This is a genomic window from Streptomyces sp. NBC_01275, from assembly GCF_026340655.1.
GTDB lineage: Bacteria > Actinomycetota > Actinomycetes > Streptomycetales > Streptomycetaceae > Streptomyces.
Genome location: NZ_JAPEOZ010000001.1, coordinates 2024739 through 2045593, shown reverse-complemented (window position 1 = coordinate 2045593; position 20855 = coordinate 2024739). Strand labels below are relative to the sequence as shown.

Below are 20855 nucleotides of genomic sequence, written 5' to 3'. Positions count from 1 at the left end.
GCTTCCCGCGGCCGCAGAGTGGAGCCATGGAGACCTTCGAGAGCCTCGTCCGCGCCGAGTTCACCCCGAAGACCACGTATCTGAACACCGCGAGCAACGGCCTGCTGCCCGCCCGTACCGTCGCCGCCCTGCACGAGGCGGCGCTGCTGCGGGCCGAGGGCAGGCCGGTGACTGCGCTGTACGAGGACGTCGAGGCCTGCCGGGCCGCGTACGCCCGGCTGGCCGGCGTTCCGGCATCCCGGGTGGCGCTGGGCGCCTCGGTCGCCGCGCACACCGGGGTGATCGCCGCCTCGCTCCCCGCGGGCGCGGAAGTCCTCACGGCCGAGGACGACTTCGCCTCCGTGCTGAACCCGTTCCACGTCCGCGGCGACCTCAAGGTCCGCGCCGTCCCGCTGGAGCGGATCGCCGAGTCCGTCCGGCCCGGCACGGCGCTCGTCGCGGTCAGCGCCGCGCAGTCCGCCGACGGCCGGATCGCCGACCTGTCCGCCCTGCGCGAGGCCGCCCGCACCCACGGGGCGCGCACCTACGTCGACTGTTCGCAGTCCGTCGGCTGGCTGCCGACGGACGCCGACGCCGACGACTTCTCCGCCGCCGTCTCCTTCAAGTGGCTGCTCGGCCCGCACGGCGCGGCCTTCCTCGTGGTCCCGGAGGACTTCGGCGGGCTGTCCCCGATCCTCGCGGGGTGGGTCGCGGGCGAGGTGCCCGGGGAGAGCTGTTACGGCCCGGTGGCCGAACTCGCCCACTCGGCACGGCGGTTCGACCTGACGCACGCCCTGTTCACCTACGCCGGACTGCGCCGCTCCCTCGAACTGGTCGAGGAACTCGGCGTGCCGGCGATCCGCGCCCACGACCTCGCCCTCGCCGACCGCTTCCGCGCGGGCCTCGCCGACCTCGGGCAAGAGCACCTTCCGGCTCCCGGCTCCGCGATCGTCTCCGTGCCCGGACTCGGCTACCGCCAGCCCGAGTTGGCCGCCGCCGACATCCAGGTCTCCGACCGCTCCGGCAACCTGCGCGCCGCCTTCCACCTGTTCAACACGCCCGCCGACGTCGACCGCCTGCTGGACGCGCTGTCAGGCTGAGTTCTCACCGCACCCGGCTCTCACCGCAGGGGGGTGAAATCCCTCGCCCCGATGAACTCCGGCCGCCGCACCGGAGCCGCGAACGGCTCCACGGCCGCGTTCTCCACGCTGTTGAACACGATGAACACGTTGCTGCGCGGGAACGGCGTGATGTTGTCGCCGGACCCGTGCATGCAGTTGCAGTCGAACCAGGTCGCCGAACCCGCCTTGCCCGTGAACAACTTGACGCCGTAGTCGCCTGCCATCGCCGTCAGCGCCTCGTTCGACGGCGTGCCCGCGTCCTGCATCTGCAGCGACTTCTTGTAGTTGTCCCGCGGGGTGGCCCCGGCGCAGCCGAGGAACGTCCGGTGCGAGCCCGGCATGATCATGAGCCCGCCGTTGGTGTCGAGGTTCTCGGTCAGCGCGATCGAGACGGACACCGTCCGCATGTTCGGCAGACCGTCCTCGGCGTGCCAGGTCTCGAAGTCGGAGTGCCAGTAGAAGCCGCCGGCCCCGAAGCCCGGCTTGACGTTGATCCGCGACTGGTGCACGTACACGTCCGAGCCGAGGATCTGCCGGGCCCGCCCGACGAGCCGCTCGTCGCGCACCAGCGCCGCGAACACCGCGCTGAGCCGGTGCACCTCGAACACGGACCGGATCTCCTGGGACCGCGGCTCGACGATCGACCGCTCGTCGGCCCGGATCGCCGGGTCGGCGATCAGCCGCTCCAGCTCCCGCCGGCAGACGACGACCTCGTCGTCGCTGATCAGCTGGTCGACGGCGAGGAAGCCGTCGCGCTCGTACGTCTGGAGGCCGGCCGTCGGGATCGGGCCCGGGGTGTCGGGGGCGCCCCAGACGACCGGGTCCTGGCGGGGGACGGCCACCTCGGCGGCGCGGCGGGTGGGGTACAGATCGGTGAGCATGGTCGTGGTCATGCTGCTCAGGCCTCCTCGGGTTCGGTCAGCAGGGGGTAGACGCCGTTCTCGTCGTGGTCCTCCCGTCCGGTCACGGGCGGGTTGAACACGCAGAGGCAGCGGAAGTCCTCCTGGACGCGGAGCGTGTGCCGCTCGTGCCCGTCGAGGAGGTACATGGTGCCGGGCACGATCGGATACGTCTTCCCGGTCTCGTGGTCGGTGAGCTCGGCGGCGCCCGCGACGCAGACGACGGCCTCGACGTGGTTCGCGTAGTGCATCGACGTCTCGGTGCCGGCGTACAGAATCGTTTCGTGCAGCGAGAATCCGACCCGCTCCCGGGCCAGGACGATGCGCTTGCTCTCCCAGGTCCCGGAAGCGGCCCGGACATGCCGGTCGGTGCCCTCGATCTCCTCGAACGATCGGACGATCACGGTGGAGTGTCCTTCCTGTCGGACGGTGTTGCCTGTCGGACGGTCTTGCCTGTGGGACGGTCTTGCCTGTCAGACGGTCTCGCGGACGGCGCGGGCCAGGATGCTGAGGCCCTCGTCCAGTTCCTCGGGGGTCACGGTCAGGGCCGGCAGCAGCTTGACGACCTCGCTCTCGGGCCCGGACGTCTCGATCAGCAGCCCCAGTTCGAAGGCCCGCCGCGCGATCCGCTCGGCCCGCGCCTTCTCGTGGAACTCCATGCCCCACACCAGACCGCGGCCCCGGTACTCCTTGACGTCGGCGAGGTTCTCCTCCGTGATCGAGATGAGCCCCTGCTCGACCTGCTCGCCGCGCGCCCGGGTCTGCTTCTCCATCGCCGAGCCGTCGGCCCAGTACGTCTCCAGCGCGGCGGCGGCCGTGACGAACGCGGGGTTGTTGCCGCGGAAGGTGCCGTTGTGCTCGCCCGGCTCCCACACGTCCAGCTCGGGCTTGAACAGGCACAGCGACATGGGCAGCCCGTAGCCGCTGATCGACTTCGACACGGTGACGACGTCCGGCATGATCCCGGCCTCCTCGAAGGAGAAGAAGGCCCCGGTGCGCCCGCACCCCATCTGGATGTCGTCGACGATCAGCAGCATGTCCTGCCGCTCGCACAGCGCCTTGAGCGCCCGCAGCCACTCGGGGCGCGCGACGTTGATGCCGCCCTCGCCCTGCACGGTCTCCACGATCACGGCGGCGGGCTTGTTGAGCCCGGACCCCTGGTCCTCCAGCAGCCGCTCGAACCACAGGAAGTCCGGGATCTGCCCGTCGAAGTAGTTGTCGAACGGCATGGGCGTGCCGTGCACCAGCGGGATCCCCGCCCCCGCCCGCTTGAAGGCGTTGCCGGTCACGGCGAGCGACCCCAGGGACATCCCGTGGAAGGCGTTGGTGAACGACACGATCGCCTCGCGCCCCTTCACCTTCCGCGCCAGCTTCAGCGCGGACTCCACGGCGTTGGTGCCGGTCGGACCCGGGAACATGACCTTGTAGGGAAGGCCGCGCGGCCGCAACACCAGGTCCTGGAAGGTCTCCAGGAAGGACCGCTTGGCGACGGTGGACATGTCGAGCCCGTGGGTGACGCCGTCGCGCAGCAGATAGTCGATCAACGCCCGTTTCAGCACGGGGTTGTTGTGGCCGTAGTTGAGGGATCCGGCCCCGGCGAAGAAGTCGAGGTAACGGTGGCCGTCCTCGTCGTGCATACGGCTGCCCTGCGCGCGGTCGAAGACGACGGGCCAGCCACGGCAGTAGCTGCGCACCTCGGATTCGAGGGTCTCGAAGACGCTGAGGTCGGGCTGGGCGATGGACATGGGGAAACGCTCCTCGGTGTGGGGGGTCAGAGGGAGAGGGGGCCGATGCGGTACAGGACCTCGGGGTCGTGCGGGCCGTCCGGGAACAGCCCGGCGTCGAACAGCACCTCGCGGGCGACGCTCGCCCCGTGCCGCTCGGCATAGGAGGCGAACAGCCGCTCCGAGGCGGTGTTGCCCGGGGAGATCGTGGTCTCGACGGCGGTGAGCGGGTATGCGGCGGCGACCTGGGCGGTCAGCCCGTCGAGCAGCGCGGCGGCGAGGCCGCGACCGCGGTGCGCCGGGTCGACGGCCACCTGCCACACCAGCAGGGTGTGCGGGGAGTCCGGCCGTACGTATCCGGTGACGAATCCGGCCGGAGTCCCGTCCTCCGCGCGGGCCACCGCCGAGGTGGCGGCGAAGTCGCGGCACCACAGCAGATAGCTGTAGGACGAGTTCAGGTCGAGTGTTCCGGATTCCTTGGCGATATGCCAGAGCGCGGCCCCGTCAGCCACGGACGGACGGTCGATGAGCAGGTCTGCTTGTGCGGCAGTCATGCGGATTGAACTTACCGAGGGAAATTCAAATATGCATGGAGGGGCGGCGATGGTTCCGTGGTGCTCGCGTGATGAGGGGATAGTTTGGAACGTTATGACCCGAATAAAAGGTGCATATCTCCACCCCTGTGCAATGCGTCACGCGACTGTGATGTGTCCGAAAATTCCCCGTGTTTAGTCACGTGGAATCCGGGCAGAAGAACTTGGGAAAGCTATCCTGGAAATAAAATAAATAACTGTCTCGGAATTACGAACTACGGCTACTGGCGTGACAGCTCGATCTGATAGCGAAGGAAACCGCGGTTCTCCGCGACCTTGTCGTAGAGACGTCGTGCCGTGCTGTTGGACTCGTGGGTGTTCCAGTACACGCGGCAGCAGCCGCGGGCCCGGGCCCAGTCGGAGACGGCGGTGATCAGTGCGCGAGCCGCGCCCTTGCCGCGTACGTCCGGTGCGGTGAAGAGGTCTTGGAGGTAGCAGACGTCCGGTCCCGACGTGCTGGGGTGGACGAGGAAGTGCGTGATGCCGACGAGCCTGCCGTCCAGTCTCGCGCCGAGGGCGTGCAGACGGGTGTCCGCCTGGAATTCGCGCCACGCCCGGTCGTACATCTCGGACGGCTCGACTCGCTGATAGAAGTCGATGTACCCGCGGAACAGGGCCTCCCAGTCGTCCCGCTCGGACGGCACGAGCTTTCCGATGCTGATCATGCGGCACCCCCACTGCTGAACGTAGAAACCGACAGGTACACCATGCCCGGCGTGGGTGTGGGTGTGGGTGTGGGCGTGGGCGTGGGGGTGCTCAGGGCGAACGGCCGGTCGGCCGCCCCCGGCAGGCCGCGCCCGACCGCTCCCCCGGGCCCGCCCCCTACCCCCAAGCCCGCTCCGCCGCCCGCAACGCCCCCACCACATCCACGTCCAGCCCCGCCTCCGCCAGCGCGGCGCCCAGTGCGGTCAGACTGTTGCGGACCGCCCCCGGGGTCGCGTCCGCGCCGTAGTGGTTGACGCGGATCATCTCCTTGGCCAGGGCGCCTCCGCCCGCGGCCAGCGGCAACGCCGGGTCGCTCTGCAGGGCCCGGGTCACCAGGGCCGATGCCGCGACGGTCGACGGGGTGCGCAGGGTGGTGGCGACCGGGGCCGCCTCCGTCGCCTGGTGCACGTACGGCTCCAGGCCGCCGCCCAGGGCCACCGCGCCCGCGCGGGTCGCCCTCGCGGCGGACGCGTGCCGGGCCGTCACCGTGTCCAGGCCCTCCGCCTCGATCCGCTCGACGCACGCCTCCAGAGCCAGCATCTCCAGCTGCGCCGGCGCGTGCAGCAGGGCCTTGCGGCCGCCGTCGATCCAGCGCTCCTTCCAGTCGAGGAGGGAGAGGTACGAGCGGCGCGGCGCCCTCGGGTTCGCGGCCATCCGGGCCCACGCCCGCTCGCTCACCGACACCGCCGACACGCCCGCCGGGCCGCCCATCGCCTTCTGCGCCCCGATCACGCACAGGTCCACGCCCCACGCGTCCGGCAGCACCGGCTCCGCGCCGACGGAGGCGACCGCGTCCAGGTAGAACAGCGCGCCGTGCTCCCGTACGGCCTCGCCGATCTCGGCGACCGGGTTGGTGTTCCCGGTCGCCGCCTCCGCGTGGACCAGCGAGACGAAGTCGATCTCCGGGTGCTCGGCGAACGCCTCCCGGATCTGCGCGGCCGTGACCGCCGTGTGGAAGGGCGCCGCCAGGTCGATCACCGTCGCGCCGCAGTCCCGCAACCAGTCGCCGAAGGTCTGCCCGTAGGGGCCGGTGATCACGTTCAGCGCGGTCGTGCCCGGACCGGCGGTACCGCGGATCGCGCCCTCCAGCGGCAGCAGCGCCTCGCCCTGCATGATCACGACGTCCTGCTCGGTGTGCAGCAGACGCGCCACGCGGTCCTCGATCGACGCGAAGCGGGCGGCGCTCAACGGGGCCAGGTCCAGGAACGGGTGGGTCACGGCGGTGGTCTCTCTTCGCTCACGGGGTACAGATGACGAGAGTAACCGGCACCTACCCCACCCTCCCCGCTGGTTACTTCTTAGGTCGAACGGCCCCATGGCCATCGGTTTAATTTGAGAGCCTCAAACTTCTCCTTATAATCAGAAGCCATCAGAACCCACAGTTCTCTGACAGGAAGGCCCGCCTTGAACACGTTCCCCGGGCGCCGGACCCATGTCCTGGCCGCCGGCACCGCGACGGCCGCGCTGATGCTCGTGGCCGCCTGTACGTCGAGCGACAGCGGCGGCAGCGGTTCCAAGACCGCCGCCGGCGGGGTCGAACTCGTCAAGGCGGGGCAGCTCACCACCTGCACCCATCTGCCCTACCCGCCCTTCCAGTCGGAGATCGACGGCAAGGTGCAGGGCTTCGACGTGTCGCTCATCGACCTGGTCGCCAAGGACCTCGGCGTGAAGCAGCAGATCCTCGACACGCCGTTCGAGAACTTCAAGACCGGCGCCTTCCTCAACTCCGGCGAGTGCGACCTGGCCGCGGCCGGCATGACCATCACCGCGGAGCGCAAGAAGAACGTCGACTTCTCCGACCCCTACTTCGACGCCACCCAGGCCGTTCTGGTCGACAAGAACAGCGGGGTGAACTCGCTGGCCGACGTGAAGGCCAAGGACGTCAAGCTCGGCGCGCAGGCGCAGACCACCGGCGAGGACTACGCCAAGAAGCAGGGCTTCGACCCGGTCTCCTTCGAGTCCTCCGACGCCGTCCTCAACGGCCTGCGCACCGGCCAGGTCAAGGCCGTCGTCATCGACTACCCGGTCGTCCAGGGCTGGCTGAAGGACAAGGCGAACGCCGACGCCTTCAAGGTCGTCGACAACCTCAACACCGGTGAGCAGTACGGCTTCACGGTGAAGAAGGGCAACGCCGAGCTGGTCGCCGCGATCAACAAGGCGCTGGCCGCCGCCAAGGCGGACGGCACGTACAAGACGCTGTACGAGAAGTGGATCGGCCCCTACGACGAGTCCGCCGCCGCCCCTTCGGCCTCCGCCTCGGCCTCCTGACCCCATGGCCGATACGGACGTACGACTCCAGCCTCGCAAAAAGGGTCTGACCAGACGTCAGAAGCGCAGCCTCTCGCGTGGTGCGCAGTACGTCGTCTTCGTCGCCGCCGTGATCGTGTTCGCGGTCACGGCCGACTGGGGGCGGCTGAAGAACCAGTTCGCCCAGTGGGACATCGCCCGGCAGATGTTCCCGGACGTGCTCACGCTCGCGTTGAAGAACACCGTGCTGTACACGGTGTCCGGCTTCGCCCTCGGGCTGGCGCTCGGGCTGGTCGTCGCGCTGATGCGGCTGTCCTCCGTCGGCCCGTACCGCTGGGTGGCCGGCGTCTACATCGAGATCTTCCGCGGCCTGCCCGCCCTGCTGATCTTCGTGTTCATCGGCGTGGCCGTGCCGCTGGCCTTCCCCGGCACGGAGATCGTCGGCGGCACCTACGGCAAGGCCGCGCTCGGTCTCGGCCTGATCGGGGCCGCGTACATGGCGGAGACGTTCCGCGCGGGCATCCAGGCGGTGCCCAAGGGGCAGACGGAGGCGGCCCGTTCGCTGGGCTTCTCGCCCGCCCGCGCGATGGTCTCGGTCGTCATCCCGCAGGCGTTCCGGATCATCCTCCCGCCGCTCACCAACGAACTCATCATGCTCTTCAAGGACTCCTCCCTCGTGCTGCTGCTCGGTGTGACCCTGGAGGAGCGCGAACTGTCCAAGTACGGCCGTGACCTGGCCAGCACGACCGCCAACTCCACGCCGATCCTGGTCGCCGGCCTGTGCTATCTGCTGGTGACCGTCCCGCTCGGCTTCGTCGTGCGCCGTATGGAGGCCAAGGCACAGGAGGCCGTGAAATGAGCCGACCGGAGATCGAAGTACGCGGTCTGCACAAGTCGTTCGGCGCCAACGAGGTTCTGCGGGGCATCGACCTGGAGATCGGCCAGGGCGAGGTCGTCTGCGTCATCGGCCCGTCCGGCTCCGGCAAGTCGACGCTGCTGCGCTGTGTGAACCTGCTCGAAGAGCCCACCAAGGGCCAGATCTTCGTCGGCGGCGCCGAACTCACCGACCCGGACGTCGACATCGACGCCGTACGCCGGCGTATCGGCATGGTCTTCCAGCAGTTCAACCTCTTCCCGCACCTCTCGGTGACCGAGAACCTCACGCTTCCGCAGCGCCGGGTGCTGCGCCGGGGCAAGGCCGAGGCCGCCCGGATCGCCGCCGAGAACCTGGCCCGCGTGGGCCTGTCGGAGAAGGCGGACGCCTACCCCGCCTCCCTCTCCGGCGGTCAGCAGCAGCGTGTCGCCATCGCCCGGGCCCTCGCCATGGGCCCCGAGGTGATGCTCTTCGACGAGCCGACCTCGGCGCTCGACCCGGAGCTGGTCGGGGACGTCCTCGCGGTCATGCGCATGCTGGCGAACGAGGGCATGACGATGATGGTCGTCACCCATGAGATGACCTTCGCCCGCGAGGTCGCCGACCGGGTCGTCTTCATGGACGGCGGAGTCGTCGTCGAGGACGGCGCCCCCGCCCAGGTCATCGGCGCCCCCGGCCACGAACGCACCCGCCACTTCCTCTCCCGCCTCCTCGACCCCGCGATGGCGGAGGTGGAGGAGGAGCCGCAGGAGCGGCTTGACTAAGGTGCCGGGCATGAGCGATCAGGCGGTGCTGCACGTGAAGGGACGGGTCCTCGCCGGCCCGGCCGAGGACCAGGTCCACGACGAACTCTGGGTGATCGACGGCCGTGTCTCCTACGACCGTCCCGTCGGCGCCCGTGACCTGCGGACCGTGGAGGGCTGGGCGCTGCCCGGCCTCGTCGACGCCCACTGCCATGTGGGCCTCGGCCCGCACGGCCCGGTCGGCGTGGACGTCGCGGAGAAGCAGGCGCTGACCGACCGCGAGGCGGGCACCCTGCTGATCCGCGACGCCGGCTCCCCCTCCGACACCCGCTGGACCGACGACCGCGACGACCTCCCGAAGATCGTCCGGGCCGGCCGGCACATCGCCCGCACCCGCCGCTACGTCCGGGGCTACGCCCACGAGATCGAGCCCGACGACCTGGTGGCGTACGTCGCTCAGGAGGCCCGGCGCGGCGACGGCTGGGTCAAGCTGGTCGGCGACTGGATCGACCGCGACCTGGGCGACCTGGCCCCCAGCTGGCCCCGGGACGCGGCCGCGGCGGCCATCGCGGAGGCCCACCGGCTGGGCGCGAGGGTGACGGCCCACTGCTTCGCCGAGGACTCGCTGCGCGACCTGGTCGAGTCGGGCATCGACTGCATCGAGCACGCGACGGGGCTCACGCAGGAGCTGATCCCGCTGTTCGCCGAGCGCGGTGTCGCGATCGTCCCGACGCTGGTCAACATCGCCACGTTCCCCGACCTCGCGGCCGGCGGCGAGGCCAGGTTCCCGCGGTGGTCGGCCCACATCCGCCGACTGCACGCCCGCCGCTACGACACCGTCCGCGCCGCCTACGACGCCGGCATCCCGGTCTTCGTCGGCACGGACGCCGGCGGCACCCTCCCGCACGGCCTGGTCGCGGCCGAGGTCGCCGAACTGGTCACGGCGGGCATCCCGGCCCTCGACGCGCTGGCGGCGACCGCCTGGCGGGCCCGCGCCTGGCTCGGCCGCCCCGGCCTGGACGAGGGCGCACCGGCGGACCTGGTGGTGTACGAGAGCGACCCGCGCGCGGACGTGCGCGTCCTGGCGGCTCCGCGCCGGGTGGTGCTGAACGGGAAGGTCATGCGCTGAATCGGGCCGTGCTCAAGGAGGGGGCGCGGGCGGCTGTGGAGAACATGTGTGCCGTCAGATTCGAAGAAGTGCACGAAAATCTCACGTTGGAGTGAACTCGCGTCAGCTTGCTGACCGTTCACGCCTCGTGCGCGATTCTTGCCGGGTCCCGAAGCGTTCTCTTCTGGGGGTCCCACCCTTGCACAGCATCGACTTCCGCATGCCCGCACGCCGTTGCGTCACCGTCGTGGCGGCCGCGACCCTGGCCGCAGGTCCCGCGGCCCTGGCCGCGGCGGGCTCCGCCCACGCGAGTGACGACCAGGGGCGCGCGAGCGCCGCCGTCCTGCGCACCGGCCTCGACGTGGCCCTGCTCAACAAGACCGTCCACGTCCCGCTCGCCGTCTCCCTCAACGAGGTGCGGGCCCCGAAGAGCGCCGAACGGACCGCGCTGACCGCCGAGTTGGACGGGGTCGACGGCGGAAGGCCGTTCAGCGTGCTGCGCGCCGAGGTCGCCGAGGCCGAGGCGACGGTCGACGACGCCAAGGCCGAGGCGTCCACCCGCCTCGCCCACGCCAAGCTGCACGTCCCCGGCCTTCCCCTGCTCTCGGTCGTCGAGGTCGGCACGGTCACCTCGAAGGCGACCTGCGAGGCCGGCAAGACCCCGGTCGCCGAGTCCAACCTGCTCGGCTCGGTGACCGTCCTGGGCAAGAAGGTCTCGGTGAGCACCGGGGGCACGACGGATGTGAAGGTACCGGGCGTGGGCGAGGTCCGCCTCGACCTGTCGAAGCGCGAGACCACCTCGCGTACGGCCGCCGCCACCGCCCTCGAACTCACCGTCTCGCTCAACCCGTTGAACCTCAACGTCGCCGAGGTCCATGGCACTCTGACCCTCGCGAAGGCGACCTGCGAGGCCCCCTCCGCACGGAAACGGGAGCCGGAGCCGGGACAAGAGCAGGAGACAGGGCAGGAAGCCGGGGAAGCCGGGCACGGTCAGGAGCAGGCGTCCGGGCCGAGCGCCGCACCGGCCGCCGACGTCAAGCCCCAGGGCGCGCCCGCGCAGGCGGACCTGGCGCAGACCGGCGGGAGCACGATGACGCCGTACATCGCCGGCGGGGCCGCGGCGCTGCTGGTCGCGGGCGGGGGAGCGGTGGCTCTGGCCCGCCGCCGCCGAGGCTGACCGACCGGAGGCCGTGATGGACAGTGGAGCGGCGCGGCACGCCGGGCCACTGTCCACCACGGCCCCCTGGGAGCGGTTCCGCTTACCCCCGGGTCACCGTCAACGCCTGGTCCAGCGCCTGGAGGAAGCGGTTCACCGTCGTCCGGTCCCGGACCGCGAGGCGCAGCCACTCCTCGTCGAGCCCCGGGAAGGTGTCCCCGCGCCGGACCGCGAACCCCAGGGCGCGCAGCTGTCGGCGGACGGCGGCGGCCCCGGGCAGCCGTACGAGGACGAAGGGGCCCTCGGCGGGCTCCACGACCCGCAGCCCGTCCGGGCCGAACTCGGTGAGTCCCGCCACCAGATGGGCCCGGTCGGCCGCGCCGCGACGGGCCGCGTGGGCCGCCTCGGCGAGCGCCTGGGGGGACACGCACGCCTCCGCCGCCGCCAGCGCCGGAGTGGACACCGGCCACAACGGCTGGGCGCGCTCCAGCTCGGCGATCGTCTCCGGGGCGGCGAGGACGTAGCCGATCCGCAGCCCCGCAAGGCCCCAGGTCTTCGTCAGGCTGCGCAGCACCACCAGACCCGGCACGTCGGTCCGTTCGGCGAGGGACTCGCGCTCGCCCGGCACCGCGTCCATGAACGCCTCGTCGACCACCAGCGTCCGCCCGATCCGGGCCAGCCGGGCGAGCGTCGTCGCCGGGTGCAGCACCGACGTCGGGTTGGTCGGGTTGCCGACCACCACCAGGTCGGCCTCCTCGGGGACGGCCGCCGGATCCAGCCGGAAGCCGTCCTCGGCCCGCAGCACCACCCGCTCCACGCTGTGCCCGGCATCCCGCAGCGCCGCCTCGGGCTCCGTGAACTGCGGGTGCACGACGACCGGCCGACGGACCTTCAGGGCGCGGGCGAGCAGCACGAACGCCTCCGCCGCGCCCGCCGTCAGCAGCACCCGCTCCGGCGGCAGCCCGTGCCGCGCCGCCACCGCGGCCCGCGCGGCCCGCCCGTCCGGGTAGGCCGCGAGCGAGCCCAGGGAGGCGGCGATGTGCTCGCGCAGCCAGCGCGGGGGCGTGTCGGCGCGGACGTTCACGGCGAGGTCGACCAGCGCCGAGCCGTCGTCGCGCACCTCGGCGTCCCCGTGATGGCGCAGATCGTGGTCCCCGTCAGTGCGCATGCGCGTGCCCACTGTGATGGTGGTGATGGTGGCCGTCGTCGTCCGGGTGGAAGTGCGGCTGCTGCGGCAGCCCCACCCTGTCCTCGAAGCCCGGCAGCGCGATGCGGTACACGCACGAGTCGCAGTTCATCCGCAGATCGCCCTCGACGGCCTCCCGGTACCGCTCCATCACCAGGTCGAGCAGCTCGGGCTCGGGACCGATGACGTCCGCCGACCGCACCTCGACCTCCGGGTGCGCGGCCGCCCAGCCCTCGGTCTGCTGGCGCACCCGGTCCGGCAGGATCCCGGTGAACAGGAAGTAGGGCAGGACGACGATCCGCCGCGCGCCCAGCTTCACGCACCGGTCGAGCCCGCTCGGCACGTCCGGCGCGGCCAGCGACACGAACGCCGTCTCGACGCCCGCGTAACCGCGCCCCTCCCACAGCAGCCGCGCCGCCTTGTACACCTCGGCGTTGGCGTCCGGGTCCGTCGAGCCGCGCCCCACCAGCAGCACGGTCACATCGGCCAGGTCCTCCGGCGTGCGCCCCACGGTGCCCAGCGCCTCGTCGAGCCGTCGCTCCAGCACGTTCAGCAGCGCCGGATGCGGGCCCAGCGGACGTCCGTACGTGTACGAGATCCCCGGGTGCCGCTCCTTCTCGCGGGACAGGGCCGCCGGGATGTCGCCCTTGGCGTGCCCCGCGGACACCAGCATCAGCGGCACGGCGGCGAACCGGCGTACGCCCCGCTCCACCAGTTCGGCGACGGCCTCGCCCAGCGGCGGCGGGGACAGCTCGATGAAGCCGCCCGCGACGGGCAGTTCGGGGTGGCGGAGCCCCAACTCCCTGACGAAGGAGCGGAACGCCTCGGCCCCGGCGTCGTCCCGGGTGCCATGGCCGGCGATGAGCAGGGCGGGCGGCGGCGGGGTGGTCACGATTTCTCCTGGTGGTGCGCAGCGGAAGGTGAGACAGGGTGGTACAGCAGGGCGTTGAGCGCGGCCGCGGCGACCGCCGACCCGCCCTTCTCGGACACGTTGCTCACGGCGGGCAGTCCGCTCTCGCGGAGCGCGGCCTTCGACTCGACCGCGCCGACGAAGCCGACGGGCAGCCCGATGACGAGCGCGGGGGAGGCGTCGAGCGTCAGCAGCTCCTCCAGGGCGGTCGGAGCGTTGCCGATCACCCAGAGGGCGCCGGGCCCGACCTCCTCGTAGGCCAGCCGGATCGCGTGCGCCGAACGCGTCAGCCCGGGACCGGACTCGGCGTCCTTGAGCCGGCAGACGGTCTCGCGCCTGGTGATCCCGGCCGCGACCATCTCCACGTCCACGACCACGGGCGCGCCGGCGTGCAGTGCGGCGTGGGCCTTCGCCAACTCGCCCTCGTCCAGCACCAGATCGGAGGCGTACTCCAGGTCGGCCGCGGAGTGGACGACCCGCTCGACGACCGCCCGGGTCAGCGGCGGGAAGTGCGAGGTGTCCAGGCGGGCGCGCAGCCGGCGGAAGGACTCCTGCTCGATCGGATGGACCACACGGTTCACTGGGCGCCCTCCTGCGATGCCTGCCAACGGTAGCCACGCGGCGTCACCATGCGCCCCGCGATGTCCCGGGTCGCCGTGTTGCCGACGGTCACGACCGTCATCATGTCGACCCACGCCGGGTCGAGCGCGGCCAGGGTCGTCAGCCGACTGGTGCCGTCCGGCCGCGAGGCGTTCCGGACGATGCCCACCGGCGTCGTCGGCTCCCGGTGCTCGGCGAGGATCGCGAGCGCCTTGGGCAGCTGCCAGTCGCGGCCCCGGGAACGCGGGTTGTAGAAGGTGACGACGATGTCCGCCTCGGCCGCGGCCCGCACCCGCCGCTCGATGACCTCCCACGGCGTGTGCAGGTCGGAGAGGCTGATCGACACATGGTCGTGGCCGAGCGGCGCCCCGAGGATCGCGGCGGCCGCGAGCGCGGCGGTCACGCCCGGCACCCCGACCACGTCGATGTCGTCGGACGCCTCCGCAAGCGCGGGCGACGCCATGGCGTACACGCCGGCGTCGCCGCTGCCGATGAGTGCGACGGCCTGCCCCTTCCGCGCCTCGGCCACCGCCGTACGGGCCCGCTCCTCCTCTGCCCCGAGCCCCGACTCCAGGATCCGGGTGCCCGGCCGCAGCAGGTCGCGGATCTGGTCGACGTACTGGTCGAGCCCCACGAGCACGGCGGCGCGCCGCAGTTCGGCCAGCGCGCGCGGGGTGAGCAGATCGCGGGCGCCCGGCCCGAGCCCGACCACCGCGAGCCGCCCGCGCACGGGCCGCCGTACGACGGCACAGGTGGCCATCGCCGGCTGCCCGTCCGCGCGCGTCGACTTCCGCTTGGGGACGAGGAGTTCACCCCCGGCGACCAGCGCGGCGGCCTCCGCGACGGACGGCGTGCCGACGGCGGCGAGGGGTGCGGCGGAGGGGTTCGGCACGGCGACGGCCGCCAGCTCCTGCGCGGAGTAGGCGACCACGGGCACTCCGAGCCGTGCGGCCGCCTCGACGATCCCCGGCTCGTCGGCCTTGGCGTCGACGGTGGCGAGCACGGCGACGCTACGGGCGGACAGTCCCGCCTCCCGCAGCGCGCCCCCGATCACGTCGAGCACCTCCTGGACCGGGGCGCCCTTCGACGCGCCGACGCCGACGACGAGGGACGGCGGACGCAGCAGCACCTCCCGGTCACCGGGTTCGACGGACCGGTCGGTGATCCGGACGGTGTGGGAACCGGAACCGCAACCGGAATCGGAACCCGAAGCGAGGCCGGTGAACGGCACCGGTGGCAGCGGCCACGCCGTCTCCGCGTCCAGCGCGACCGGCTCCCCGTCCAGCAGGGCCCGCGTCACCTCGGCCACATCGCCCTCCACGGGCAGGCCGAGGGTGTCCAGGCCGGGGACGCCGACGGCGTCCGTCGCCGTGGTCACCACCGGCTCGGCGCCCAGCAACTCGCCCACGGCGAGGGCGAGTTCATTGGCGCCGCCGCCGTGTCCGCCGACCAGCGACACGGCGAACCGGCCGCCCTCGTCGACGCACACCACACCCGGGTCGGTCGCCTTGTCGCCGAGCAGCGGCGCGATGAGCCGGACGACGGCCCCCGTCGCCAGGAAGCACACGAGCTGCTCGCACTCCGCGAACGCCCGCCGTACGGCGTCCCCGACAAGGCCGTCGTACACGCGCGCACGGTCCGGCCACGCCGCGGCCAGCCGGTCGCGTGCCGCCGCCCCCGCCGCGGTGGCGGAAATCAGGCCGATCACAGAGCAACTCCTTCATGAGAAAAGGGGATCGAGCCCCCGAGATGTCGGGTCCCCCACAGCAGAAAGACGGGATTGGTCGCCGCGAGCCGGGTCACGTCCCCCGGCAGCGGCGCGAGCCGCGAGGACTGCAACAGCACGCCGTCGCAGTCGAACCCGGCGTCGGTGAGCGCGCCGCGCACGGCCGGGACCCGGTCCAGCGCGGCCAGCGCGACGACCACGGTCCGCCGGGCCCGCCGCGCGCACGCGGCGACGATCCCGGGCAGGTCACGGCCCCCGCCGCCGACGAACACGGCGTCGGGGACGTCGAGTTCCGCCAGCGCGTCCGGCGCCGTGCCGGGCACCACGTGCACGTCGACGCCGTGCGCGGCGGCGTTGGCGCGGATCCGGCCGACCCCGTCCGGGGACTTCTCCACCGCGCTGACGGCCGCGCCCAGCCGCGCGCACTCCACGGCGACGGAACCCGACCCCGATCCCACGTCCCAGACCAGGTCGCCGGGGCGCGGCCCGAGCCGGGCCAGCGCCAGCGCCCGCACCTCGAACTTGGTGATCATCGAGTCGCGGTGCGCGAAGTCGTCCTCGGCCAGCGCCCACCCGGCGGGCGGCTGGGCCGGCCCCGAAAGCGTGCGAGGGCCGCCCGGCGGGCGGGACTCGTCCAGGCACAGGACGACGCTCACCGCCGTACCCCAGTCGCGGCCCGCGGCCTCGGCGGGGGAGACCCGCTCCACCCGCTCGCGCACCGGGTCGCCGAGCGCGGAGGCGACCACGAGGACCCGGTCGGGCGCGGTGCGGGCGAGCGCGGCGCCCAGCTCGGCCGGCCCGGCGCCCGGCCCGGTCAGCACGCCGACCTTCGCAAACGCCCGGCAGACGTGGACGGCGGTCCGGGGATCCCGCCCGTGCGCGCTGACGACGACGGCGTCGTCCCAGGTCAGCCCGAGCCGCGCGAAGGCGGCGGCCACGGAGGACACCCCCGGCCGTACGTCCAGCAGCTCGGCCCCGAACCGCTCGGCCAGCGCCCGCACGATCCCGAAGAACCCCGGATCCCCGGAGGCGAGCACGACGACCGGCCGCCCCTTCTCGACGTACTCCTCGACGACGTCGAGCGCCGGCGCCAGCGGACCGAGCACGATCCGCTCCGCGCCGTCGGGCAGTCGTACGGCGTCCAGGTGCCGACGCCCGCCCACGGCGAGCTCGGCCCCCGCGAGGACGTCCTCGGGCGGCGGCGCACCGGTTCCGGTGCCGACGACCGTGATCACGTACTCGCACCCCGCGCGCGCAGGGCCCGGCGGGCCTCCGGGTCGGCCTTGCGATAGCCGTGGAAGTGGCCGGGGTGGTAGAGGTGCGAGCGGGTGCCGTGGGCGCCGAGGGCCGGGCCGACCAGGAACAGGGTGTGCTTCCAGAGCTTGTGCTCCTTGACCGTCTCCTCCAGCGTGCCGATCGTGCACGTCACGATCAGCTCCTCCGGCCAGGTGGCCTGGTAGGCGACGACGACCGGGGTCTCGGTCGGGTAGCCGCCCTCCAGCAGCTCCCGCACCAGCTGCCCGCTGCGGGCCGCCGACAGGAAGATCGCCATGGTCGTGCCGTGCCTGGCGAACTCCCGCACCTCCTCGCCGGGCGGCATGGGCGTCTTGCCGCCGCCGAGCCGGGTCAGCACGACGGACTGCGCGACCTCGGGGATCGTCAGCTCGCGCTGGGCGAGCGCGGCCACCGCGGAGAACGAGGAGACGCCGGGCACGATCTCCGTCTCGATGCCGATCTCCCGGCACCGGTCCACCTGCTCCTGCGTGCCGCCCCACAGGGCCGGGTCGCCGGAGTGGATCCTGGCCACCCGGAAACCCTCTCGGTGCGCCCGCTCGTACACCGCCACCACGTCCTCCAGGGACATGGCGGCCGAGTCGAGGATCTGCGCGCCCTCGCGCGCGTGCTCGAGAACCTCCGCCTGGACCAGGCTCGCGGCCCAGATCACCACGTCGGCGTCGGCGATGGCGCGCGCGGCACGGAACGTCAGCAGATCGGCGGCGCCGGGGCCGGCACCGACGAAGGTCACCTTGCCGGTGGGGGCATCGGCCATGGATTCGGGTCCTCTCACAACAGTCATAACGGGGTGTATCGGGATTCAGTGGGCGTGATGCCGTGGCCGGATGTGCGCGATGGGGGGTCGATCGGATAGCAAGGCCCTATGGCGGTCTTCGTCGCGCTCGGCGCGTTCCTCATGACGCTGGCCGGCGGCTGGACGGCACAACGCGTGACCGACCGCCGCCACCTGGTCCTCGGACTGGCGGGCGGCCTGATGCTGGGCGTGGTCGGCCTGGACCTGCTGCCGGAGGCGCTGGCCACGGCGGGCACGGAGGTCTTCGGCGTCCCGGCCGCCCTCCTGCTCTTCGTGGCGGGCTTCCTGCTCGCTCATCTGGTGGAACGTCTGCTGGCCGTACGCCAGGCCGCGCACGGCGCCGAGGAGCACGACGGCCGGGCCCCCGAGGTGGGCCTGACGGCGGCCGCGGCGATGGTCGGCCACAGCGCCATGGACGGCGTGGCGATCGGCGCGGCCTTCCAGGTCGGCGGCGGCATGGGTCTGGCGGTGGCCCTCGCGGTCATCGCCCACGACTTCGCGGACGGCTTCAACACCTACACGATCACCAGCCTGTACGGGAACGCCCGCCGCAGGGCCCTGGCGATGCTGTTCGCGGACGCGGCGGCCCCGGTCCTCGGCGCCGCCTCGACGTCCTTCGTCACCATCCCGGAGCAACTGCTCGGCGGCTATCTCGGCTTCTTCGCCGGCGCGCTCCTCTATCTGGCCGCCGCGGAGATCCTCCCCGAGGCCCACCACGAACACCCCGCCCGCTCGACCGTGCTCTGCACGATCGCCGGCGCGGCCTTCATCTGGCTGGTGGTCGGCCTGGCCTCTTGAGGGCCGGGGGGCCGGGGACGGCCAGGGGGCCTGGGAGGGCGTTGAGGGCTGCGCGGATCGTGAGGGCGGTGACGACGGCCGGGACGGCCACGAGGCTTGAGACGGCCGGGACGGGGAAGACGCCCACGACGGCCGGGCCGGTGAGGAAGGCGCGGTCGGCGACGACGGCCCCGACCCACGGGGCGACGACGACGGCCGTGGGGTCACAGCTTGCCGCCCCGCCCGCCCTCGCGCCGCGCGGGCGCGATGAGCGTCGAGAGATACGGCAACGCTTCGCCGTCCAGCTCGGCGGCGGGCCGGATGGACTCCTCCGCCAGCCCCAGCGCCGACCCCCACACGGCGTCCCCGAGCCGACCGGTCTCCCGCAGCGCCTCGGCGACCTCGGCGGCCTGCCGCCCGAACTTGTACGCCACGACGGTCCCCGGCCCGGCCAGCGCGTCCTTCAGCACCGCCGACCCGGCGGTCACGGGCACCAGCGTCAACGGCTCGGTGCCCTCCGTCAGCACGGCCCCCGACCGCGCCGCCAGGTCCTGCATGGCGGTGATCCCCGGCACGGTCTCGACCCGGGTGCCCGGCACCAGCTCGACGATGGTCTGCGCGAGATAGGTGAACGTGGAGTACACGTTGGGATCGCCGATGGTCGCGAAGGCCACGGACGCGTGCTGCCCGAGCAGCTCGGCCACCCGCGCCCCGGCCGCGTCCCAGGCGGCCTCGCGCCGCCCCCGGTCGGTCCGCTCGTTCAGCGCGAAGACGACCCGGACGACCTTCTCCTGCGGCACGTAGTGCAGCACGGTCGCCTCGGCCCGCCCCGGCTCACCGCCGTCCTTTCCGTCGGACGCGGCCATCACGGGTACGACGACCACGTCGGCGGCGCGCAGGGCGTTGACGCCCTTGACGGTCACCAGCTCCGGATCCCCGGGCCCCACCCCGACTCCGACCAGTCTGCTGCTCATGACGTCCGGCACCTCTCCACGAACCGACGGGCCACACCGGGCTCGGACGCCCAGTGCGTGTGCAGATAGCTCGCGTGCACACCGCGCTCCACAAAACCTTCCACCCGCCGTTCAGGAGTGCGCACACCCCAGGCGGGAACCGCCCCCGAGCCGGGCTCGACCACGGTCCGGTGGAACTCGTGCCCCCGCATCCGCGTCCCGGCCACGGCCAGCACACTGTCGCTCACGGCCACCGCGTCCCGATACCCCAAAGTGAGCCGCTCGCTCATCCGCGCCGTCGCGTCCAGCACCCCGCACATCGGCAGCCCGTCCAACTCCCGGCACAGGTACAGCAGTCCGGCGCACTCGGCGGCGAGAGGAGCGCCACGCTCCGCGAGTTCCGCGACCGACTTGCGCAGCTGCTCGTTGCCGGACAGCTCGGCGGCGTACACCTCGGGAAACCCGCCCCCGATCACCAACCCGGCCGTACCGTCCGGCAGTTGCTCGTCACGCAGCGGATCGAACACGACGACCTCGGCGCCGGCGGCGGTGAGGAGTTCGGCGTGTTCGGCGTAGGAGAAGGTGAAGGCGGGGCCGCCGGCGACGGCGACCCTCACCGTCGAGCCCGGCCCGGCTGTGTCCAGCCCGTCCGGCGTTTGAGGGCGAGGCCCCTTCAGGGCCGAAAGCGGGGGTCCGGGGGCGCCGGCCCCCAGGGCCTCAGCCGCATCCCAAGCCGCACAGGACAAGGCACCCGCACTCCGCGCCAGCCCGAGCAGCGCCTCAAGATCACACCCGGCGTCGACCTGCGCGGCCATCGCGGCCACGGCCTCCACCGCCGCAGCCTGCCGCTCGGCGACCGGCACCAACCCCAGATGCCGCGACGGCGTGTCCACCTGAGCCACCCGCCGCAGCACACCCAGCACCGGCACCCCGGCCGAGTCCAACGCCTCCCGCAGAAGAGACTCGTGCCGTTGCGACCCGACCTTGTTCAGGATCACGCCGCCGACCCGCACCTCCGGATCCCAGGAGGCGAACCCGTGCACCAGCGCGGCGACGGACCGCGACTGCGACGAGGCGTCCACGACGAGCACGACCGGCGCCCGCAGCAGCTTGGCGACATGGGCGGTGGACGCCAGTTCGCCCTCGCCCGCCGCCCCGTCGTACAGCCCCATCACACCCTCGACGACGGCGAGATCGCACCCCCGCGCCCCGTGCAGGAACAGCGGTCCGACCAACTCGGGCCCGCACAGATACGCGTCGAGGTTCCGCCCCACGCGCCCGGTGGCGAGCGCGTGGTATCCGGGGTCGATGTAGTCCGGCCCGACCTTGTGCGGGGACACGGCGAGCCCCCGCGCGGCGAACGCGGCCATCAACCCCGTGGCGACGGTGGTCTTGCCGCTGCCCGAGGAGGGCGCGGCGATGACCAGCCGAGGGACGGCGGAGGAAGAGGACGGGGAGGTCAGCA

21 protein-coding genes are annotated in these 20855 nt (G+C 72.5%); 7 read left to right on the top strand and 14 right to left on the bottom strand.

What is annotated here, in order from left to right; genetic code table 11:
- Nucleotides 1-26: 26 nt before the first annotated feature.
- A complete protein-coding gene (locus OG562_RS08775) occupies nucleotides 27-1079 on the top strand; it encodes an aminotransferase class V-fold PLP-dependent enzyme (RefSeq protein WP_266395651.1) in 1053 nt (350 codons plus the stop codon).
- Between the two features lie 20 nt (nucleotides 1080-1099).
- On the opposite strand, the gene thpD is transcribed toward OG562_RS08775, so the two are convergent.
- The 6 genes from thpD to OG562_RS08745 all read right to left on the bottom strand — a co-directional run bounded on the left by thpD (nucleotide 1100) and on the right by OG562_RS08745 (nucleotide 6239).
- A complete protein-coding gene (gene thpD / locus OG562_RS08770) occupies nucleotides 1100-1993 on the bottom strand; it encodes an ectoine hydroxylase (protein ID WP_266395649.1) in 894 nt (297 codons plus the stop codon).
- Nucleotides 1994-1998: 5 nt separating this feature from the next.
- Nucleotides 1999-2403: an ectoine synthase gene (locus OG562_RS08765; RefSeq protein WP_266395647.1), complete on the bottom strand. Its 405-nt coding sequence runs from the start codon at nucleotides 2401-2403 to the stop codon at nucleotides 1999-2001.
- 69 nt (nucleotides 2404-2472) lie between these two features.
- The gene (ectB, locus tag OG562_RS08760; RefSeq protein WP_266395646.1) at nucleotides 2473-3744 is read right to left on the bottom strand and encodes a diaminobutyrate--2-oxoglutarate transaminase; all 1272 of its coding nucleotides are present in this window, start codon (nucleotides 3742-3744) and stop codon (nucleotides 2473-2475) included.
- A 26-nt stretch (nucleotides 3745-3770) separates the two neighbouring features.
- Nucleotides 3771-4277 carry a diaminobutyrate acetyltransferase gene (gene ectA, locus OG562_RS08755; RefSeq protein WP_266395645.1) on the bottom strand — a complete coding sequence of 169 codons (507 nt, stop codon included), beginning with the start codon at nucleotides 4275-4277 and terminating at the stop codon, nucleotides 3771-3773.
- 260 nt (nucleotides 4278-4537) lie between these two features.
- The gene (locus OG562_RS08750) at nucleotides 4538-4981 is read right to left on the bottom strand and encodes a GNAT family N-acetyltransferase (protein WP_266395644.1); all 444 of its coding nucleotides are present in this window, start codon (nucleotides 4979-4981) and stop codon (nucleotides 4538-4540) included.
- A 157-nt stretch (nucleotides 4982-5138) separates the two neighbouring features.
- Complete coding sequence (locus OG562_RS08745) at nucleotides 5139-6239, bottom strand: alanine--glyoxylate aminotransferase family protein (protein ID WP_266395643.1); 1101 nt, start codon at nucleotides 6237-6239, stop codon at nucleotides 5139-5141.
- A 186-nt stretch (nucleotides 6240-6425) separates the two neighbouring features.
- On the opposite strand from OG562_RS08745, the gene OG562_RS08740 reads away from it, so the two are divergent.
- The 5 genes from OG562_RS08740 (at nucleotide 6426) to OG562_RS08720 (ending at nucleotide 11170) form a co-directional block, all read left to right on the top strand.
- Nucleotides 6426-7289, top strand: a complete 864-nt coding sequence (locus tag OG562_RS08740) for a transporter substrate-binding domain-containing protein (RefSeq protein ID WP_266395642.1) — start codon at nucleotides 6426-6428, stop codon at nucleotides 7287-7289.
- A 4-nt stretch (nucleotides 7290-7293) separates the two neighbouring features.
- Nucleotides 7294-8127 carry an amino acid ABC transporter permease gene (locus tag OG562_RS08735; protein WP_266395640.1) on the top strand — a complete coding sequence of 278 codons (834 nt, stop codon included), beginning with the start codon at nucleotides 7294-7296 and terminating at the stop codon, nucleotides 8125-8127.
- Nucleotides 8124-8906: an amino acid ABC transporter ATP-binding protein gene (locus tag OG562_RS08730; protein WP_266395638.1), complete on the top strand. Its 783-nt coding sequence runs from the start codon at nucleotides 8124-8126 to the stop codon at nucleotides 8904-8906. Before OG562_RS08735 ends, OG562_RS08730 begins: the two co-directional genes overlap by 4 nt.
- 10 nt (nucleotides 8907-8916) lie before the next feature.
- Entirely contained in the window at nucleotides 8917-10014 is a 1098-nt protein-coding gene (locus OG562_RS08725; protein ID WP_266395636.1) for an amidohydrolase family protein, read from the top strand.
- Between the two features lie 178 nt (nucleotides 10015-10192).
- Nucleotides 10193-11170 carry an SCO1860 family LAETG-anchored protein gene (locus tag OG562_RS08720; protein ID WP_266395635.1) on the top strand — a complete coding sequence of 326 codons (978 nt, stop codon included), beginning with the start codon at nucleotides 10193-10195 and terminating at the stop codon, nucleotides 11168-11170.
- Nucleotides 11171-11252: 82 nt separating this feature from the next.
- On the opposite strand, the gene cobC is transcribed toward OG562_RS08720, so the two are convergent.
- Genes cobC through cobM form a run of 6 tightly spaced genes read right to left on the bottom strand, consistent with a single transcriptional unit; the run spans nucleotide 11253 to nucleotide 17621 of the window.
- A complete protein-coding gene (gene cobC, locus OG562_RS08715) occupies nucleotides 11253-12317 on the bottom strand; it encodes an Rv2231c family pyridoxal phosphate-dependent protein CobC (protein ID WP_266395633.1) in 1065 nt (354 codons plus the stop codon).
- Nucleotides 12307-13227, bottom strand: coding sequence for a sirohydrochlorin chelatase (locus tag OG562_RS08710; protein ID WP_266395631.1), 921 nt, complete (start codon nucleotides 13225-13227; stop codon nucleotides 12307-12309). The genes cobC and OG562_RS08710 overlap by 11 nt, the downstream gene beginning before the upstream one ends.
- Nucleotides 13224-13826, bottom strand: a complete 603-nt coding sequence (locus OG562_RS08705) for a precorrin-8X methylmutase (protein ID WP_266395630.1) — start codon at nucleotides 13824-13826, stop codon at nucleotides 13224-13226. The genes OG562_RS08710 and OG562_RS08705 overlap by 4 nt, the downstream gene beginning before the upstream one ends.
- Nucleotides 13823-15553, bottom strand: a complete 1731-nt coding sequence (gene cobJ, locus OG562_RS08700) for a precorrin-3B C(17)-methyltransferase (RefSeq protein ID WP_266395628.1) — start codon at nucleotides 15551-15553, stop codon at nucleotides 13823-13825. The genes OG562_RS08705 and cobJ overlap by 4 nt, the downstream gene beginning before the upstream one ends.
- On the bottom strand, nucleotides 15550-16806 hold the full coding sequence (gene cbiE, locus OG562_RS08695) for a precorrin-6y C5,15-methyltransferase (decarboxylating) subunit CbiE (protein ID WP_266395626.1): 1257 nt from the start codon (nucleotides 16804-16806) through the stop codon (nucleotides 15550-15552). The genes cobJ and cbiE overlap by 4 nt, the downstream gene beginning before the upstream one ends.
- Complete coding sequence (gene cobM / locus OG562_RS08690) at nucleotides 16803-17621, bottom strand: precorrin-4 C(11)-methyltransferase (RefSeq protein WP_266395625.1); 819 nt, start codon at nucleotides 17619-17621, stop codon at nucleotides 16803-16805. Before cobM ends, cbiE begins: the two co-directional genes overlap by 4 nt.
- Before the next feature lie 108 nt (nucleotides 17622-17729).
- On the opposite strand from cobM, the gene OG562_RS08685 reads away from it, so the two are divergent.
- Complete coding sequence (locus OG562_RS08685; protein WP_266395624.1) at nucleotides 17730-18458, top strand: ZIP family metal transporter; 729 nt, start codon at nucleotides 17730-17732, stop codon at nucleotides 18456-18458.
- Nucleotides 18459-18661: 203 nt separating this feature from the next.
- Here OG562_RS08685 and cobI read toward each other — a convergent pair whose 3' ends face one another.
- Nucleotides 18662-19411, bottom strand: coding sequence for a precorrin-2 C(20)-methyltransferase (gene cobI, locus OG562_RS08680; protein ID WP_266395623.1), 750 nt, complete (start codon nucleotides 19409-19411; stop codon nucleotides 18662-18664).
- Nucleotides 19408-20853 carry a cobyrinate a,c-diamide synthase gene (locus tag OG562_RS08675; protein WP_266409111.1) on the bottom strand — a complete coding sequence of 482 codons (1446 nt, stop codon included), beginning with the start codon at nucleotides 20851-20853 and terminating at the stop codon, nucleotides 19408-19410. The genes cobI and OG562_RS08675 overlap by 4 nt, the downstream gene beginning before the upstream one ends.
- Between the last annotated feature and the right edge of the window lie 2 nt (nucleotides 20854-20855).

Bases quoted from the DNA above. Each gene is read 5' to 3' on its own strand.
- OG562_RS08775 (WP_266395651.1), top strand. From the start codon at position 27: ATGGAGACCTTCGAGAGCCTCGTCCGCGCCGAGTTCACCCCGAAGACC.
- ectB (WP_266395646.1), bottom strand. From the start codon at position 3,744: ATGTCCATCGCCCAGCCCGACCTCAGCGTCTTCGAGACCCTCGAATCC.
- OG562_RS08730 (WP_266395638.1), top strand. From the start codon at position 8,124: ATGAGCCGACCGGAGATCGAAGTACGCGGTCTGCACAAGTCGTTCGGC.
- cobC (WP_266395633.1), bottom strand. From the start codon at position 12,317: ATGCGCACTGACGGGGACCACGATCTGCGCCATCACGGGGACGCCGAG.
- ectA (WP_266395645.1), bottom strand. From the start codon at position 4,277: ATGACTGCCGCACAAGCAGACCTGCTCATCGACCGTCCGTCCGTGGCT.
- thpD (WP_266395649.1), bottom strand. From the start codon at position 1,993: ATGACCACGACCATGCTCACCGATCTGTACCCCACCCGCCGCGCCGCC.
- OG562_RS08750 (WP_266395644.1), bottom strand. From the start codon at position 4,981: ATGATCAGCATCGGAAAGCTCGTGCCGTCCGAGCGGGACGACTGGGAG.
- cobI (WP_266395623.1), bottom strand. From the start codon at position 19,411: ATGAGCAGCAGACTGGTCGGAGTCGGGGTGGGGCCCGGGGATCCGGAG.
- OG562_RS08735 (WP_266395640.1), top strand. From the start codon at position 7,294: ATGGCCGATACGGACGTACGACTCCAGCCTCGCAAAAAGGGTCTGACC.
- OG562_RS08685 (WP_266395624.1), top strand. From the start codon at position 17,730: ATGGCGGTCTTCGTCGCGCTCGGCGCGTTCCTCATGACGCTGGCCGGC.
- OG562_RS08725 (WP_266395636.1), top strand. From the start codon at position 8,917: ATGAGCGATCAGGCGGTGCTGCACGTGAAGGGACGGGTCCTCGCCGGC.
- cobM (WP_266395625.1), bottom strand. From the start codon at position 17,621: ATGGCCGATGCCCCCACCGGCAAGGTGACCTTCGTCGGTGCCGGCCCC.